Below are 16612 nucleotides of genomic sequence, written 5' to 3'. Positions count from 1 at the left end.
TAACCTTTGTGCAGTTGCCGGTCAAACCGCAGGCTGGGAAACAGGCCATCCCATAACGGCGGCGTTGATCCATGAATTTTGAGCTTTCTGAAGAACAGCAGTCCTTCGCCACCTCAGTGCGACGCTTTGCGGAGGCCAACCTGAAGGACGGCGCGCTGGCCCGCGCGCACGACCCGCAATTCCCCTTCGCGACCGCGAAGCTGCTGGCGAAGCAGGGGTTGCTCGGCATTTCCTTCAGCGAAGAGGATGGCGGCGCCGGCGGCACGCTGTTCGATTCGGTGATCGCGATCGAGCAGGTCGCCGCAGTCTGCCCGCGCAGCGCCGACATCGTGCAGGCCGGCAATTTCGGTCCGATCCGCACCTTCGTCGAATATGCCACGCCGGAGCAGAAGGCGCGCTGGCTGCCCGATCTGCTGGCGGGCAACACCTGCATCAGCCTCGGCATGAGCGAGCCCGACGCTGGCTCCGCGGCAACCGAGCTGAAGACCAGCGCGACCGAGGACGGCGACGGTTACCTGATCAACGGCAGCAAGGTGTTCGGCACCCACAGCCCGGATGCCGCAGTCTATCTGGTTTACGTGCGCTTCGGGCCCGGCGTCGGCGGCATCGGCTCGGTGATCGTGGAGCGCGATACGCCGGGCTTCACGGTCGGCAAGCCGTCGGCCTTCATGAGCGGCGAATCCTGGAGCCAGCTGTATTTCGAGAATTGCCGCATCCCGAAGGAGAATGTCCTGCTCGGCATTGGCGGCTTCAAGAAACAGATCTCCGGCTTCAACGTCGAGCGGCTCGGCAATTCGTCGCGCTCGCTGGCGCTCGGCCGCTACGCCTTTAACCTGGCGCGCGAGCACGCGCTGATCCGCAAGCAGTTCGGCCGGCCGCTGTGCGAATTCCAGGGCCTGCAGTGGAAATTCGCCGACATGGCGCTGAAGCTCGATTCCGCGCAGATGCTGCTGTACCGCGCCGCCAGCATCGAGAGCGGCCTGCCGTCGCCCTACAACACGGCGATCGCGAAACTCGCCTGCAACCAGGCCGGGTTCGACGTCGCCAACGAGGCGGTGCAGATCATGGGCGGGCTCGGCTACAGCCAGGACTCGCTCGCCGAATACTGCATGCGCCGCACCCGCGGCTGGATGATCGCCGGCGGCTCGACCGAAATCCTCAAGAACCGGATTGCCGAAGACGTATTCGAACGCAAGTTCGACCAGCGCGGAAATGCTGCCCGTGCGGGATGACCTGACAAAGCCGACGCTCGGGCAGGCGCTGCTGGCCCCGCGCAGCATCGCGCTGGTCGGCGCGTCCGATGATGTCACCAAGACCTCGTCGCGGCCGCTGCAGTTTCTGCGACGCGCCGGTTACAAGGGCATGGTCTATCCGATCAATCCGCGTCGGCCCACCGTGCTGGGTGAGAAGGCGTGGCCGTCGCTCGCAGCTTTGCCGGAAGTGCCGGATCACGTCTTCATCCTGACGCCGACCGCGGATGCCGTTGCCGCCGCAGAGGAATGCGCGCGGCTCGGCGTTGCCGTGGTCACCATTCTGGCCGCCGGGTTTTCCGAAGGCGGCGCGGAGGGGCAGGAACTGGTCGCACGCCTGCAGGCGCTGTGCGCGACGACGTCGCTCCGCATCCTCGGCCCGTCCAGCCTCGGCGCCATCAATCTGCGCGCCAAGACCATCATCACCGCGAACGCCGCCTTCGCCGAACCGGACCTGCCGAGCGGCAGCATCTTCGTCGCCTCGCATTCCGGCAGTCTGCTCGGCGCGCTGGTGTCGCGCGGCAAGGCGCGCAACATTGGCTTTGCCGGACTGGTCTCGGTCGGTAACGAGATCGATCTCAGCCTCGGTGAAATCTGCTCGGCGACGCTCGATGATCCCGAAGTCACCGGCTACATGCTGTTTCTCGAAAGCATCCGCCACGCCGATGCGCTGCGCACCTTTGCGATCGGCGCGGCCGCGCGCGGCAAGCCGGTGGTCGCCTACAAGCTCGGGCGCTCCGCGGCGGCCGCCGAACTGGCGCTGTCGCACACCGGCGCGCTGGCCGGCGAAGACGACGTCGCCGCTGCCTTCCTCGCCGATTGCGGCATCGCGCGCGTGTTCAATTTCGAAACCCTGCTCGAGACGCTGCCGCTGCTGCAGCGTCTCCCGGCGCGCCCGGCGGGCCCGCGCAGCATGCGCGTCGGCGTCGTCACGACGACCGGGGGCGGCGCCGCGATGGTCGTGGATGAGTTGGGCATCCGCGGCATCGATGTCGTCAAGCTAAGCCATGAGACCTATGATCGGCTGACCGAGGCCGGCGTCGCCGCCGGGCGCGAGCGCATTATCGACCTCACGCTGGCCGGCACGCGCTACGACATCATGAAGGCGGCATTGGAGACCATGCTGGCCGCGCCGGAATTCGATGTGGTGGTGGCCGTGATCGGATCCTCCGCACGCTTCCAGCCGGAGCTTGCGGTGAAGCCGGTGATCGAGAGCGCGTTGTCGCAGAAACCGCTGGTGACCTTCCTGGTGCCGGAGGCGCCTGAGGCGCTGGCGATGCTGACGGCTGCCGGCATCGCTAACTTCCGCACGCCGGAATCCTGCGCCGACGCGATCCAGGCGGCGCTGCAGCGCCGGTCGCCGAGTGCGATGCCCAAACCGCGTGTCGTCGCGGCGAACACCCCGAGGCAGCTCGACGAACTCGCGGCCTACGAACTTCTCGCCAAGCACGGCATGCGGCACGCGCCTGCCGTTGCGATTGCCATCGATGCCACCGCCACCGAATTGCCATTCGCCTATCCGGTGGCTGTCAAACTGCTGTCCGAGGAAATCGCGCACAAGACCGAGGTCGGCGGCGTGGTCCTCAACGTCGCAGATGCCATGCAGCTCGAAGCCGCGATCCGCAAGATCGCAGACAGCGTGCGCGCGCATCGCCCCGATGCCAACGTCTCGCAGGTGCTGGTGCAGCCGATGACCTCCGGCCTCGGCGAAATGCTGCTCGGCTACCGCGTTGATCCCGAGGCCGGGCCGCTGGTGCTGCTCGCCGCCGGCGGCATCTATACCGAGATCTACCGCGACCGCAGCATCCGCTTGGCGCCGGTCACGCTCGACGGCGCGCGGGAGATGATTTCGGAACTCGCGATCACCAGCGTGTTCCAGGGCTTCCGCAACAAGCCGCACGGCGATCTAGAGGCGCTGGCGCAGGCCATCGTGGCGATGTCGCAACTCGCGCTCGATAACGACGTCACCGTGCTGGATGCCGAAATCAATCCGCTCATCATCAATCCGGTGGGCCAGGGCGTCGTCGCGGTCGACGCGCTCGTGGCCCTCGCCGGAACGGAGGAAACATGATCGAAGAACTGCAAACCAGGGTCAATGCCGACGCGATGCTGGTGCAACGCGGCCGGTTCCTGACCACCACCTTCCTGCTCGAGGTCGGCGCGATAGCGTGGCTGATTGCCATCGCGGAAGGCAAGATCGTCTCGGTCACCCGCGGGCCGTTCGTGATGCCGTCGTGGTCGTTCGCGCTGCGCGCCTCCGAGGAGGAGTGGTCGGCGTTCTGGACTGCCAAGCCGCAGCCGGGGCATCACGACCTCATGGCGCTGATCAAGCGCCGCACCCTGAAGGCCGAAGGCAATCTGCAGGTCTTCATGGCCAACCTTCGATACTTCAAGGAAGCGCTGGTGAAACTGCGCGAGACGGGAGCCGCTCGATGACCGTGACCTTCGAGCCGACCATCGGCCGCTATCTGCATCTCGACCTGTTCGGCCGCCAGCATCGCATCTATGTCGAGGAAGCAGGCCACGGCACGCCGCTTTTGTGCCTGCACACCGCCGGGGCCGACGGCCGACAGTATCGCGCGCTGATGAATGATGCGCGTGTCACGGCGAAGCATCGGGTCATTGCCTTCGACATGCCGTGGCACGGCAAGTCGTCGCCGCCGGAAGGCTGGCACAACGAAGAGTACCAGCTCACCTCGGCGCAATATACCACGATGATCCTGGAGATCTCGGCGGCGCTTGAGCTCAACCGGCCGATCGTGATGGGCTGCTCGATCGGCGGCCGCATCGTGTTGCATCTGGCGCTGGAGCACCCCGAAGCCTTCCGCGCGATCATCGGCCTGCAGGCCGGCGCGCATGTCGATCCGTATTACGACCTCAACTTCCTGCACCGCCCCGACGTGCACGGCGGCGAGGTCTGTGCCGCCATCGTCTCCGGCCTGGTCGGCCCCGATGCGTCGGACAAGGAGCGCTGGGAGACGCTGTGGCACTACATGCAGGGCGGCCCCGGCGTGTTCAAGGGCGACCTTTATTTCTACAAGCTCGACGGAGATATCCGCGAGCGCGTCGCGCAGATTGATACCACGAAGTGTCCGCTGTTTCTGCTGTCGGGCGAATATGACTATTCCTGCACGCCGGAAGAGACGCTTGCCGTGGCGAAGTCGGTCAAGGGCAGCCACGTCCAGATCATGCAGGGCCTCGGCCACTTCCCGATGAGCGAGGATCCCGAGAAGTTTCTCGGCTACCTGCTGCCGGTCCTCGACAAGATCAAATGAGCCGGGCGAACCGGTTCAACACGCATCGACACAAAAACAACACTGGGAGCGAAACGTGAAATTGCAGAAATTGCTGGCGACCGTTGCGGTCATGTCATTCATTACCTCGGCGTCGGCCGAGATCTCCAATGGCACCGTCAAGATCGGCGTGCTGACCGACATGTCCGGCCCCTATGCCGACAATGTCGGCGCCGGCTCCGTGCTGGCTGCCAGAATGGCTGTTGAAGACTTCGGCGGCAAGGCCGCGGGCATGCCGGTCGAGCTGGTTTCGGCCGATCACCAGAACAAGGCCGACATCGGTCTCGCGCTAGCGCGGAAGTGGTACGATACCGAAGGCGTCGATACCATCACCGAGGTCGTGTCGTCCGGCGTGGCGCTCGCCGTGCAGCAGCTGTCGCGCGACAAGGACAAGGTGTTTCTGGCCACGGGGCCCGGCACGCCGGATCTGACCGGCAAGGCCTGCTCGCCGGTCGGCATCCACTGGGCCTACGACAATTATGCGCTCGCCAATGTCGCCACCGCGCCGCTGGTGCAGAAGGGCCTGAAGTCCTGGTACTTCCTGACCGCGGACTATTCGTTCGGCCAGGCGCTGGAAGCCGAAGCCGCCAAGGTGGTCACGGCCAATGGTGGCACCGTGCTCGGCTCCGCCAAGCACCCGCTGAATTCGTCGGACTTCTCGTCGTTCCTTCTGCAGGCGCAGGCCTCCAAGGCGCAGGTTATCGGCCTCGCCAATGCCGGCTCCGACATGATGACCGCGATGAAGCAGGCCAACGAGTTTGGCATCACGGCGGGCGGCCAGAGCATCGCGGCACTGCTGGTCAACCTGCCGGACATTCATGCGCTCGGCCTCGCCAGCGCCAAGGGCCTTATCTTCGCCGACAGCTTCTATTGGGACGCCAATGACAAGACCCGCGAATGGAGCAAGCGCTTCATGGCCCGGTTCGGCGGCAAGGCGCCGGGCAGCCTGCAGGCCGCCGTCTACGGCGCGGTCACGCACTATCTGAAGGCGGTCGATGCCAGCAAGAGCGATGCCGGATCGGTCGTCGTGCCGGAAATGAAGAAGACGCCGATCAACGACTTCTACACCACCAACGCCTCGATCCGCGAAGACGGCCGGGTGATCCGCGACATGTACCTGCTGCAGGTCAAGGAGCCCTCCGAGTCCAAATATCCGTGGGACTACTACAAGACCCTCGCCACCGTTCCCGGCGACAAGGCGTTCCGTCCCATCAAGGACGGCAACTGCCCGCTGGTCAGCGTGGCCAAATAAGAGCCGGCATACGAAGCGACCTTCCAACTCGGGCACGGCATTCGCCGTGCCCGTTTCTTTCTGGAGACGAAGATGGCCGATTATCCTGCGCTGAAGCTGCTGATCGACGGCCGATGGTGCGACGGCGCCGGTCGCGCCACCGAGCCTGTGCTCAATCCATCGACCGGCGCCGTGCTCGGAGAATTGCCGCATGTCACCGGCGCTGATCTCGACCTTGCGCTGGCATCGTCGGCGCGCGGCCACGAGGTCTGGCGCAAGACCTCGCCGGTCGAGCGGGGCCGAATCCTGCAGCGCGCCGCGGCGCTGCTGCTGGAGCGCGCCGAAAATATTGCGAGCCTGATCACGCTCGAACTCGGCAAGCCGATCGCGGAATCGCGCGTCGAGGTCGAGACGGCGGCGGCGATCTTCAACTGGAATGCAGAGGAGGGCCGCCGCGCCTATGGCCGCGTGATCCCGTCGCGCAGCTCGAACATCCGGCAGATCGCGGTTCGCGAACCGCTCGGTCCGATCGCAGCCTTCGCGCCGTGGAACGCGCCGGCGATCACGCCCGCTCGAAAGATCTCCAGCGCGCTGGCCGCCGGCTGCTCCGTCATCATCAAGCCGTCGGAAGAAACTCCGGCAACGACGCTGGCGATCGCCGGCGCCTTGCAGGAGGCTGGCCTACCGGAGGGCGCGCTCAACGTCGTGTTCGGCGATCCCGCGATGATCTCCGCGAGACTGGTCGGCTCCAGCATCGTTCGCGGCATCTCCGTCACCGGCTCGACGCAGATCGGCAAGCAACTCGGCGCGCTGGCCGTGCAGACCATGAAGCGTATGACGCTCGAACTCGGCGGCCACGCGCCGGTGGTGATCTTCGGCGATGTCGATCCGGAGGCGGCGGCCTTGTCGGCCGTAGCCGCCAAGTTTCGCAATTCCGGGCAGGTCTGCACCTCGCCGACGCGGTTCTTCGTGCACGAGTCGATCCACGATCGCTTCGCAGCCAGTTTGTCGGAGCTGGCAGACAAGATCACCGTGGGCGACGGCTTTGCAGCAACGACAAAGATGGGCCCGCTCGCCAATGCGCGGCGCGTCGAATCGATGGAGCGGTTTGTGGACGATGCGCGCGCGCGTTCCATTGCCGTGACCGCCGGCGGCGAGCGCTGCGGCAATCAGGGCTTCTTTTATCGGCCGACGGTGCTGACGAATGTCGACGATGATTGCATGGCCTCGAACGTCGAGCCGTTCGGCCCGCTGGCGGTCACGGCGCCGTTCCGGACCGTCGAGGACGCGATCCGACTGTCGAACCGGCTGCCCTTCGGTCTGGCGTCCTACGTCATGACCAATGACATGCGGAATTCGTCCGTCATGGCCGAGGCGATCCAGAGCGGCAACGTCATCATCAACCACTGGCAGGCCTCGCTGCCCGAAACGCCGTTCGGCGGCTACAAGGACAGCGGCGTGGGTTCGGAGGGCGGTGTCGAAGGCCTGCAGGAATTCCAGACGACCAAATATGTCAGCCAGTTTTCCGGCTAATCGGCGTCGCTGTTCCGTTTCTGCATCTCCTCCAGCAGCGCCGCCACCAGCCCCTTCTGCTCCGCCGGCAGCCCGCGATCCTTCGCCGCCTGTTCGAGCGCGAAGGTCGCCTCTGTGTGAATGCGGAAATGGCCGGCGTTCTGCTCGACGCCGCCCGGGGCGTCGCCGAACACCACCTGCTGGCAGCGCGGCAGCGATTTCGAGGTGAAGGCGCGGCAGGATAGCGGGCGCACCTCGTAGACCGTGCAGCGATCGTCGTTGCCAAGTAGCGCGCAGCGCAGCCGTAGCCGGCTGGGTTCCGGCGCGTCGCGCAGGGCGGCGGCGGCCTCCGCCAGCCGTGCCAGCAGCGCGGCGCGCGCGGCCGGCGGGAAGGTCGCGGCAATATGGTCGGCGATCAGCGCGGCGCTGCCGGGCGGCAGCTGGACGTAGAGGTGGCAGCACGGGCTGCAGCCGCTGGCGCAAGCCATGGCCGGCTGGTTGGAGATATGGTCGCGGAAGCTTGATGCGGCGGCCTCGGCGATCGCGGTCGCGTCGCGCGCGGCCTCGGCCATGGTGCCGGATTGGGCCAGCGTTTCCCGAAGCGTCGCCGCCAGCCCGGAGAAAATCCCCTCATAGCGCCCGGCGAGCGAGCGCATCAAATTGCCGACGTCTTCGATCTCCGCCGCGACATGGCGGCTTGCCTGCTGCGAATCCATGCGATGCGTCCGGTTGCGAACCCGCAATAGGCTGGCCGGGCCCGTTCGTCACGGACTATCTGCGCTCACGCCCGCGGCTTGGCCCGCCCAGCGCCAGCACCGACACACCGACGATCCGGGCGATGATCCCCGCGACATCATGGAGATCGCAGGCGCCGTCGGACATCTTGGCCAGCCGCTCGCTGTCGCGGATGGTCTGGTGCGCCATCGCCAGCGCGAAATGGATGCCCCAGTAGATGTCGGCGTCCTCATGGTCGGGCAGGGTGCGGCGCATCGCCGCCGCAAAACGCCGGAGGTGATCGACCTCACGGTTCTTGATCTTGCGGATCGGCGGAACCGCCTCGATCGAGGCGCGGATCATGAAGCGCGCGGCGTCCGAACGCTGCTTCTCCGGGCCGAGGCAGCCGCGCAGCGTTGGGCCGACCAGAGCGGTGAAGATCGCCGCAAGCTCGGCGCGGCCCTTCCCCGCTTCCTCCGCAGCCTTCAGCTCGTTGAGCCGCTCGCGGTTGGTGACCAGACCGCGGGACACGAACAGTTCGGCGATCAGTTCGTCCTTCGAGCCGAAATGATAGTTCACCGCGGCAAGGTTGACGGACGCCGCGGCGACGATGTCACGCATCGTCACATCCGCGAAGCCGCGGGCGGCATAAAGTTGCTCAGCCGCGGAAAGGATCGCCGTTCTTGTGTGGTCTGCCGCCATGAGTGGGCCCTATGCGCCGGGCGCGGGACGGGGAGATTGCAATTCAAACGCTTGTATGAAACTATCGTTTGACCAGCCGCGAATGTCAATTGCCTGCGGGCAGCTGGAAGCGTCGCGGTCATGTCAGTGTCGGTCCTGCTCGCAACTGCAATAACAACAAAAACGCTTGCGGACCTTCACCGACCGGACAACAGTGCCGCCAAATTCGTTCGAAAAAAGATGAGGAACGCCCCATGGATTTCAATCTCTCGAATCGCCAGCGCGAATGGCTCGATCGTGTTTCCTCGTTCATGGACAAGCACGTGCGCCCGGCCGTGCCGGTCTACAAGCAGCAGGACGCCGAAGGCGAGCGCTGGAAGGTGATCCCGATCGTCGAGGAGCTGAAGGCCAAGGCGAAGGCCGAGGGGCTGTGGAACATGTTCATGCCGCCATCGTCGCATGAGGACGAGGAATTCCACGGCGCGGGACTGAGCAATCTGGAATACGCGCTGCTCGCCGAACAGATGGGCCACATCGGCTGGGCCTCCGAAGTGTTCAACTGTTCCGCGCCGGACACCGGCAACATGGAAGTGTTTATGCGCTACGGCTCGAAAGAGCATAAGCAGAAGTGGCTGAAGCCGTTGATGAACGGTGAGATCCGCTCGGCCTTCCTGATGACCGAGCCGGACGTGGCGTCGTCGGACGCGACCAACATTGAAACCTCGATCGTCCGCGACGGCGACGAATACGTCATCAACGGCACCAAGTGGTGGTCGTCGGGCATGGGCGATCCGCGCTGCAAGATCATGATCGTGATGGGCAAGACCGATCCGTCGGCGCCGAAGCATCAGGCGCAGTCGCAGATTCTGGTGCCGGTCGATACCAAGGGCGTGACCATCGAGAAGATGCTGCCGGTGTTCGGCTTCGACGACGCACCGCATGGCCATGCGCGGGTCAAACTGGACAATGTCCGTGTGCCCGTTAGCAACATCCTGCTCGGCGAAGGCCGCGGCTTCGAGATCGCGCAGGGCCGCCTCGGCCCCGGCCGCATCCATCACTGCATGCGGACCATCGGCAAGGCCGAGGAGGCGCTGGAGAAAATGGTCAAGCGGCTGTCGTCGCGCACCGCGTTCGGCCGCAAGATCATCGAATTCTCGGTCTGGGAGCAGCGCATCGCGGAAGCCCGCACCGACATCGAGATGAACCGCCTGCTGTGCCTGAAGGCCGCCGACATGATGGACAAGGTCGGCAACAAGACCGCGCAGCTCGAGATCGCGATGATCAAGGTGTCCGGCCCGAATATGGCGCTGAAGATCATCGACAACGCGATCCAGGCCTATGGTGCCGCCGGCGTCTCCGACGATGCCGGGCTCGCCCGCGACTACGCCTCGATGCGCACCATGCGGCTTGCAGACGGTCCGGACGAAGTCCACAACCGCGCCATTGCGCGGCTCGAGCTGCGCAAATATGCCAATGCGCCGGACGTCTCGGTCGAGACCATGGCCGGCCGGCACTGACGGGGGTTCGGCGTGACTGAAAACGTGCGCAACGACGACGATTATTCCGGCACCAAGCCGGTCGAGGAGCGGCATCGCATCGATGAGCTGCGCCTCGACGGCTTCCTGCAGGAACACGTCGAGGGTTACCAGGGTCCGCTGACCGTCCTGCAATTCAAGGGCGGTCAGTCGAACCCGACCTACCGGCTGAACACGCCGGGTCGCTCCTACGTCATGCGTCGCAAGCCGTTCGGCAAGCTGCTGCCGTCCGCCCACGCCGTCGATCGCGAGTTCAAGGTGATCGCAGCATTGGGCAAGCAGGGCTTTCCGGTGGCCAAGGCTTACGCGCTGTGCATGGATGACGGCGTGATCGGCTCGGCGTTCTACGTAATGTCGATGGAAGACGGTCGCATCTTCTGGGATCCGGCGCTGCCGCAATTGCCCAAGGAAGAACGCCGGCCGATCTTCACCGACAAGATCGAGACACTGGCGAAGCTGCATATGTACGAGCCTGACCAGATCGGGCTCGGCGACTACGGCAAGCCCGGCAACTACTTTGCAAGGCAGGTCGATCGCTGGACGAAGCAGTACAAGGCGTCCGAGACGCAGTCGATCCCGGAGATGGACCGGCTGATGGAATGGCTGCCGACCTCGGTGCCGCAGCAGGAGCGGGTGTCGGTGGTGCATGGCGACTACCGCATCGACAACATGGTGTTCCATGCCACGCAGCCGAAGGTGCAGGCGGTCTTGGACTGGGAGCTGTCGACGCTGGGCGATCCGATGGCCGACTTCACCTATCTTCTGATGCAGTGGACCATGCCCGGCCTCGCCGGCCTCGATCTCAAGGAGCTCAACATCCCGACGATGGAAGAGGCTGCCGAGATCTATTGCCGCGCGACCGGTCGCTCCAGCGTGCCGGACCTGAACTGGTACTACTCCTACAACCTGTTCCGTCTCGCGGGCATTCTGCAGGGGATCGCCGGCCGCATCCGCGATGGCACCGCGTCCTCGGCCAAGGCGATGGAATCGGTCAAGCGCACCGTGCCGCTCGCCAAGGCGTCGTGGGACTACGCGCAGAAGGCCGGCGCGAAATAATAACAAGTTGAATGCAGGGTGGGCAAGGCGCAAGGGCGCCTTTGCCCACCCTGCAGCCGCTGCCGGCGACGACCTGGAAACATCTTGGCTCTTTCTCCCAACATCCGCGGCGCCGTGCTGATGACGGCGGCAATGGCCGGCTTCAGTCTCAATGACGCGCTGACCAAATTTCTCTCGCTGCAGATGAATTTCGGCCAGGTCATGCTGCTCCGCGGGGTGTTCGCCTGTGCGCTGATCGGCGCGCTCGCCTATCATCAGGGCGCGCTGCGGCCGTGGCGCATCCTGCTCAAGCGATCCGTCGCGTTGCGGGTGTTCGGCGAGATCGGCGGCACCACCACGTTCCTGGCCTCGATCACGCATCTGCCGCTCGCCAATACGTCGGCGATCTTCCAGTCGCTGCCGCTGGCGATCACGATGGGCGCCGCCTTGTTCTTCGGCGAACGGGTCGGCTGGCGGCGCTGGATGGCGATCGCGGCGGGCTTTGTCGGCGTACTCATCATCGTGCGGCCGGGCGTCGAGGGCTTCAACCAGTTTTCGGTTCTGGCGCTGGTCTCGGTGGCGTTCTGCTCGGTGCGTGATCTCGCCACCAAGCGCATCCCGGCGGAAATACCCGCTCTGTTCGTGACCTTCCTCACCACTTTGGTGGTGACCACCGTCGGTGGCATCCTCGTGGTCCCGCTCGGCGGCTGGTCGCCGCCGTCGTCGTCCGCACTGGGCCTGCTGGTGCTCGCTGCGGTGCTGGTGCTGATCGGCTACCAGTGCGTGATCCTCGCGCTGCGCGCCGGCGACATTTCCGCGGTGGCGCCGTTTCGCTACTTCCAGCTGCTATGGGCGATGCTGCTCGGCTATCTCGTATTCGGCGACGTGCCGGACGCCATGATGATCCTCGGTGCGTCGGTCATCGTCTTGTCCGGCCTCTACGCCTTCCACCGCGAACACGTCCGCAACCGGCTGCAGGCGACCAACGCCGCCGCGCTGCCGCCTGACGGGCTTTAGCCGCTTCCCGCAACGGGTGGATGCCGCATGCGATTCAGGCACTAAATGACGTTGCCTGTTGCTTGACCTTCACTGCCGTGCGGTTAAGAGAGCGTGTTGCGCCGCACACTTTTGCGGCTGTTTCTGACCCGCCCGGAATTCGCCTTGCCGCTCTCTCCCAATCTGCGCGGAAGCCTGCTGATGGCGATCGCATGGCCGGCTTCAGCGTCAATGATGCCGTCGCCAAATATCTCACCACGCAGATGAATTTCGGCCAGGTGATGCTGCTGCGCGGGTTGTTCGCCTGCATCCTGATCGGCGCCCTGGCCACGCACCGGGGCGCGCTGCGCCCGCTGCGAACGCTGTTCGTGCCCGCCGTGACGCTGCGGGTTTGCGGCGAGATCGGCGGCTCGGGCCTGTTCCTCGCGGCGATTTCCTATCTGCCGTTGGGAAACGTCACCGCGATCGTGCAGTCGCTGCCGCTGGCGATGACGCTCGGCGCCGTGCTGCTGCTCGGCGAGCCGGTGGGCTGGCGCCGCTGGTTGGCGATCGCCGCGGGCTTTATCGGTGTGCTGATCATCGTGCGGCCGGGCGCAGATGGCTTCAACCTGTACAGTCTGCTGGCGGTGGTTTCAGTGGCGTTCTATGTCATGCGCGAGCTCGTCACCAAGCGCATCCCGCCGGAAATTCCGACGCTGTTCATCATCTTTCTGACCACCATCGCGGTGACCGCGGCCGGCGCCGTTCTGGTGTTCCCGCTCGGCGGCTGGCGTGAACCGTCGCTTGCGTCGACGGCTCTCTTGGCGCTGGCGGCCGTGACGACGCTGATCGGCTATCAATGCGCGATCCTGGCGCTGCGCGCCGGCGAGATCTCCGCCGTGGCGCCGTTCCGCTACTCGCAGATGCTGTATGCGATGCTGTTCGGCTATCTCGTCTTTGCCGAAGTGCCGGACAACGCGATGCTGATCGGTTCCACGATCATCGTGCTGTCCGGCATCTACGCCTTCCACCGCGAGCGCATCCGCAACCGCCTGCTGGCCACGACGGCCGCGGCGACGGATGCGGTGTAACTTAATCTGACTCGACGGCGGTGATGGCCTCCCTCCCCCTTGCGGGGAGGGTCGGCCGAACGACGTCGATGCGACAGCATCGGCGGAAGTGGAGGCCGGGGTGGGGGTGCCACAGGCGAAGGAGTTTGTGGCTACCCCCACCCGACCGCGCTTCGCGCGGCCACCCTCCCCGCAAGGGGGAGGGAGAAGAAAGCACGAGCTAAATCGGTTTCCCCGAATACGGCATCGACGCCGTCAGCCCGCCGGTCTCAGCGAATTCTATGACGGATTGTAACGACCTGTTTTGTTTGTTGACCGCAATGCCTGCTACGGACGGTGGTGCTTTACTGCAATCTAAAATAGAAAATTGATGGGCTAAAGAACGCGACGATGCGGGCACGGGGAGCGCGACTACATGCGTGATTCAATCTCGTCCGATGAGCAATCGCCGCGATATTTCGGCTGGCGCATCGTCGCCGCCTTGTTCCTGGTCGAACTGTCCATCTTCGGTTTCGGCCTATACGGTCACGGGATCTACGTCACCGAATTGCGCCGCCTCAACGATTGGCCGACCGGGCTGATCGCGAGCGGCACGACGCTCTCCCTGGTGCTGGGCTCGCTGCTGTCGATGTTCGTCAGCGATCTGCTGCGATGGCTGGGGCCGCGCTCGTTGGTCCTGGCCGGTGTCGCCGCGCTCGCAACCGGCTTGGCGCTACTTGGATCGGCGACTTCGGTCCTTCAGCTATATATCGGCTTCTCGGTGCTGGCATTGGCCTGGGTCGGTCTGGGAGCCGTCACGGCCGCTGCTATTGTCGGCGCATGGTTCGACCGCAAGCGCGGCCTTGCGATCAGTCTGACCTATTCGGGCGCGACTTGCAGCGGCATCGTGCTTGCGCCGGGGCTGGTACTGCTGGTTGGATCGATCGGATTTCAGCAAGCGCTCTGGCTGGCGGCCGCTGCAACGCTGATCGTGCTGATACCTGTCGTGGCGACCATCGTTCGGTTTCCGCGAGCGGCAGAACGGCTGGTGGCAAGTACTAACCCGACATCGGCGACGTTGTCGCGCTGGAGCCTGCTGCAGGACGCGGCCTTCTGGTCGCTGACCGCACCTTTTGCATTGGCGCTGTTCGTGCAGGTCGCTTTCATCGTGCATCAGATCGCCATCCTGATTCCATCGATCGGGTTTCAACGCGCAGGCGTCGCGGTGTCGCTGACCACGGCGATGTCGCTCGCCGGGCGAATTGGCCTCGGTCTATTCGCCGATCGGACCGACCCGCGGCGCGTCGCCGTGTTGTCGATATTGAGCCAGTCCGCCGCGCTGGCGGTGATCGGACAATCCAGCGACGACAGCGCGCTGCTGGTTGCCTGCGCCGTGTTCGGCTTCTCGATCGGCAACCTGATCACGCTGCCGGCGCTGATCGTCCAACGCGAGTTTGCGCCGGGCGCGTTCAGTGTCGTGCTGGGCCTGTCGATGGGCGTCGCCGGCGTCATTAACGCCTGCGGGCCCGCGGCGATGGGCCTGTTGCGCGACCTGAGCGGCGGCTACACCACGCCGATCTTCATCGGCGTCGTTATCCAGGTCGCCTCGGCGCTCGGACTTTTGCTGAAACCCGCGATCGTCAGGCGCATGGCCTGACGGCTCGCCGGAGCCGTCAGATCGGTTTCCCCGAATACGGCATCGACGCCGTCAGCCCGCCATCGACCGGGATTGCCTGGCCGTTGACGTAGGAGGCGTCGTCACTCGCCAGGAACAATCCCATCGCGGCGAGTTCATGCGGCTGGCCGGCGCGCTTCAACGGATTGAGCTGGCCGATCTTGCTCTCGGTGCCGCGGTCTTTCGCATTGTCGAAAATCGGCCTGGTCATGCCGGTTTCGATCAGTCCGGGGCACACCGCATTAATCCGTACGCCGGTGCCAGACAGCGAATAAGCGGTGGTCTGCACCAGGCTGATCACGCCGGCCTTGCTCGCGGCATAGGGGTGTCCCGACGCGCCGGACTTCAGGCCCGCGACGGAGGCGGTGCAGACGATCGAGCCGTAGTGCTGCGCCACCATATGCGGCATCGCATATTTGATCGCGAGGAACGGCCCGATCAGATTGATGCGCAGGATCTCCTGCCACTGCTCCACGGTCTGGTCCGCCAGCGGCACCAGCCCGCCGGAGATGCCGGCGTTGGCCCAGATCGCGTCCAGCCTTCCATAGGTGGAAACCGCCTTGGCGATGAAGGCCTGCACGTCGCTCTCGGAACCGGCGTCGGCCGTCACGGCTTCGATGGTGCCGCCGGCATCGCGGACCAGCGTCGCGGTCTCCTGCACAGAGTCGCTGCGATCGACCACGATCAGTCTCGCGCCTTCTTTGGCGAACAAGAGCGCTGCGGCGCGGCCGATGCCACTGCCGGCGCCGGTGATCACGACGGATTTGCCTTCGAGGCGGCCCATGGGTTGCTCCCTGTGTTGTTCTTGTCGGCGTGCCGCCGCGTGGAATTCGCAATTCGCATGCATCTTGAAGAGGCTTGAGACGTTGCGCGCACTGACGTACAGCGGTTGAAACAGTATTGAAGAGGGATTGCGATGTCCAACGCCGAGAAGCCATTCGTCGCGCAGCACAGCGTTCCCCAAGGCGTCGTCGCGACCAGGTGGTGGTGGGTGCGCCACGCGCCGGTGCGCAGCGACGGCGGCAACATCTACGGCCAGAAGGACATGGACTGCGATTGCAGCGATCGCGTTGTCTTCAATGCAGTGAGCCGCATCCTGCCGCGCCAGGCGGCGTGGTTTGCCAGCAATTTGAAACGCACGCACCAGACCGCGGATGCGATCTGGGCCGCCGGGTTTCCTAAGCCGGATACCATGCTGCAGGAGCCGGATCTGGCCGAACAGCATCTCGGCGACTGGCAGGGCATGAACCGCGCGGCGTTCTTCGCCAGCCGTCCGATCGCGGTCGGCAGCTACTGGTTCGCGCCGATCGATGAGCCGTCGCCGAACGGCGAGAGTTTCATGGATCTGTACACCCGCGTGCGTCGCGCCATCGAGCGCATCAATATCAGCCATGCCGGGCAGGACATCGTCGCAGTCGCGCATGGCGGCACCATCAAGGCCGCGATCGGCCTGGCGCTCAACGACCAGCCCGACCGCGGCCTCGCCTTCACCATCGACAATTGCTCGGTGACGCGGCTCGACCATCTTGCCAGCGACGGCCATGCCGGCTGGCGGATTCCGATGGTCAACCAGCAGCCGTGGATCGCGGACGCCTCGCACGCTGCGATGCATCAGCCGGCCGGGCCGGAAGTGGTGCCGACCAAGCTGGCGTGATACCGGCG

General features: G+C 65.1%; 15 protein-coding genes. 12 read left to right on the top strand and 3 right to left on the bottom strand.

The genetic code is table 11. From position 1 onward, the window contains the following. Positions 1-71 precede the first annotated feature (71 nt). The 6 genes from FIU28_RS16605 (at position 72) to FIU28_RS16580 (ending at position 7307) form a co-directional block, all read left to right on the top strand. A complete protein-coding gene (locus FIU28_RS16605; protein WP_143574322.1) occupies positions 72-1232 on the top strand; it encodes an acyl-CoA dehydrogenase family protein in 1161 nt (386 codons plus the stop codon). Beyond that, a complete protein-coding gene (locus tag FIU28_RS16600) occupies positions 1222-3321 on the top strand; it encodes an acetate--CoA ligase family protein (RefSeq protein WP_246660704.1) in 2100 nt (699 codons plus the stop codon). Before FIU28_RS16605 ends, FIU28_RS16600 begins: the two co-directional genes overlap by 11 nt. After that, on the top strand, positions 3318-3686 hold the full coding sequence (locus tag FIU28_RS16595; RefSeq protein WP_143574321.1) for a hypothetical protein: 369 nt from the start codon (positions 3318-3320) through the stop codon (positions 3684-3686). The genes FIU28_RS16600 and FIU28_RS16595 overlap by 4 nt, the downstream gene beginning before the upstream one ends. Then, positions 3683-4525: an alpha/beta fold hydrolase gene (locus FIU28_RS16590; RefSeq protein ID WP_143574320.1), complete on the top strand. Its 843-nt coding sequence runs from the start codon at positions 3683-3685 to the stop codon at positions 4523-4525. The genes FIU28_RS16595 and FIU28_RS16590 overlap by 4 nt, the downstream gene beginning before the upstream one ends. A gap of 61 nt (positions 4526-4586) precedes the next feature. Continuing rightward, positions 4587-5795 carry an ABC transporter substrate-binding protein gene (locus FIU28_RS16585; RefSeq protein ID WP_168203088.1) on the top strand — a complete coding sequence of 403 codons (1209 nt, stop codon included), beginning with the start codon at positions 4587-4589 and terminating at the stop codon, positions 5793-5795. Positions 5796-5867: 72 nt separating this feature from the next. Continuing rightward, positions 5868-7307, top strand: a complete 1440-nt coding sequence (locus FIU28_RS16580) for an NAD-dependent succinate-semialdehyde dehydrogenase (RefSeq protein WP_143574319.1) — start codon at positions 5868-5870, stop codon at positions 7305-7307. Here FIU28_RS16580 and FIU28_RS16575 read toward each other — a convergent pair. Continuing rightward, entirely contained in the window at positions 7304-8002 is a 699-nt protein-coding gene (locus tag FIU28_RS16575; RefSeq protein ID WP_143574318.1) for a YkgJ family cysteine cluster protein, read from the bottom strand. The two genes, FIU28_RS16580 and FIU28_RS16575, sit on opposite strands and share 4 nt — an antisense overlap. A gap of 55 nt (positions 8003-8057) precedes the next feature. Continuing rightward, positions 8058-8702, bottom strand: coding sequence for a TetR/AcrR family transcriptional regulator (locus FIU28_RS16570; protein ID WP_143574317.1), 645 nt, complete (start codon positions 8700-8702; stop codon positions 8058-8060). 233 nt (positions 8703-8935) lie between these two features. Here FIU28_RS16570 and FIU28_RS16565 point away from each other — a divergent pair, with 233 nt between their 5' ends. The 5 genes from FIU28_RS16565 to FIU28_RS16545 all read left to right on the top strand — a co-directional run bounded on the left by FIU28_RS16565 (position 8936) and on the right by FIU28_RS16545 (position 14932). Continuing rightward, on the top strand, positions 8936-10198 hold the full coding sequence (locus FIU28_RS16565; protein ID WP_143574316.1) for an acyl-CoA dehydrogenase family protein: 1263 nt from the start codon (positions 8936-8938) through the stop codon (positions 10196-10198). A 12-nt stretch (positions 10199-10210) separates the two neighbouring features. Beyond that, positions 10211-11272 carry a phosphotransferase family protein gene (locus FIU28_RS16560; protein WP_143574315.1) on the top strand — a complete coding sequence of 354 codons (1062 nt, stop codon included), beginning with the start codon at positions 10211-10213 and terminating at the stop codon, positions 11270-11272. An 84-nt stretch (positions 11273-11356) separates the two neighbouring features. After that, complete coding sequence (locus tag FIU28_RS16555; RefSeq protein ID WP_143574314.1) at positions 11357-12268, top strand: DMT family transporter; 912 nt, start codon at positions 11357-11359, stop codon at positions 12266-12268. 191 nt (positions 12269-12459) lie between these two features. Continuing rightward, on the top strand, positions 12460-13317 hold the full coding sequence (locus FIU28_RS16550; protein ID WP_246660703.1) for a DMT family transporter: 858 nt from the start codon (positions 12460-12462) through the stop codon (positions 13315-13317). A 394-nt stretch (positions 13318-13711) separates the two neighbouring features. After that, positions 13712-14932 carry an MFS transporter gene (locus FIU28_RS16545; protein ID WP_143574313.1) on the top strand — a complete coding sequence of 407 codons (1221 nt, stop codon included), beginning with the start codon at positions 13712-13714 and terminating at the stop codon, positions 14930-14932. Positions 14933-14948: 16 nt separating this feature from the next. Here the strand turns inward: FIU28_RS16545 and FIU28_RS16540 are convergent, their stop codons facing one another. After that, positions 14949-15734: an SDR family NAD(P)-dependent oxidoreductase gene (locus FIU28_RS16540; RefSeq protein ID WP_143574312.1), complete on the bottom strand. Its 786-nt coding sequence runs from the start codon at positions 15732-15734 to the stop codon at positions 14949-14951. 132 nt (positions 15735-15866) lie between these two features. Between FIU28_RS16540 and FIU28_RS16535 the strand changes: the two genes are divergently transcribed. Further along, on the top strand, positions 15867-16604 hold the full coding sequence (locus FIU28_RS16535) for a histidine phosphatase family protein (RefSeq protein WP_143574311.1): 738 nt from the start codon (positions 15867-15869) through the stop codon (positions 16602-16604). The last annotated feature ends 8 nt before the right edge of the window (positions 16605-16612 follow it).

The organism is Tardiphaga sp. vice154 (genome assembly GCF_007018645.1).
GTDB lineage: Bacteria > Pseudomonadota > Alphaproteobacteria > Rhizobiales > Xanthobacteraceae > Tardiphaga.
This window is presented reverse-complemented; position numbering and strand designations above follow the sequence as displayed.

Coding starts and splice junctions, on each gene's coding strand:
- FIU28_RS16605 (WP_143574322.1), top strand. CDS start 72: ATGAATTTTGAGCTTTCTGAAGAACAGCAGTCCTTCGCCACCTCAGTG.
- FIU28_RS16595 (WP_143574321.1), top strand. CDS start 3,318: ATGATCGAAGAACTGCAAACCAGGGTCAATGCCGACGCGATGCTGGTG.
- FIU28_RS16590 (WP_143574320.1), top strand. CDS start 3,683: ATGACCGTGACCTTCGAGCCGACCATCGGCCGCTATCTGCATCTCGAC.
- FIU28_RS16580 (WP_143574319.1), top strand. CDS start 5,868: ATGGCCGATTATCCTGCGCTGAAGCTGCTGATCGACGGCCGATGGTGC.
- FIU28_RS16575 (WP_143574318.1), bottom strand. CDS start 8,002: ATGGATTCGCAGCAGGCAAGCCGCCATGTCGCGGCGGAGATCGAAGAC.
- FIU28_RS16570 (WP_143574317.1), bottom strand. CDS start 8,702: ATGGCGGCAGACCACACAAGAACGGCGATCCTTTCCGCGGCTGAGCAA.
- FIU28_RS16565 (WP_143574316.1), top strand. CDS start 8,936: ATGGATTTCAATCTCTCGAATCGCCAGCGCGAATGGCTCGATCGTGTT.
- FIU28_RS16550 (WP_246660703.1), top strand. CDS start 12,460: ATGGCCGGCTTCAGCGTCAATGATGCCGTCGCCAAATATCTCACCACG.
- FIU28_RS16545 (WP_143574313.1), top strand. CDS start 13,712: ATGCGTGATTCAATCTCGTCCGATGAGCAATCGCCGCGATATTTCGGC.
- FIU28_RS16540 (WP_143574312.1), bottom strand. CDS start 15,734: ATGGGCCGCCTCGAAGGCAAATCCGTCGTGATCACCGGCGCCGGCAGT.
- FIU28_RS16535 (WP_143574311.1), top strand. CDS start 15,867: ATGTCCAACGCCGAGAAGCCATTCGTCGCGCAGCACAGCGTTCCCCAA.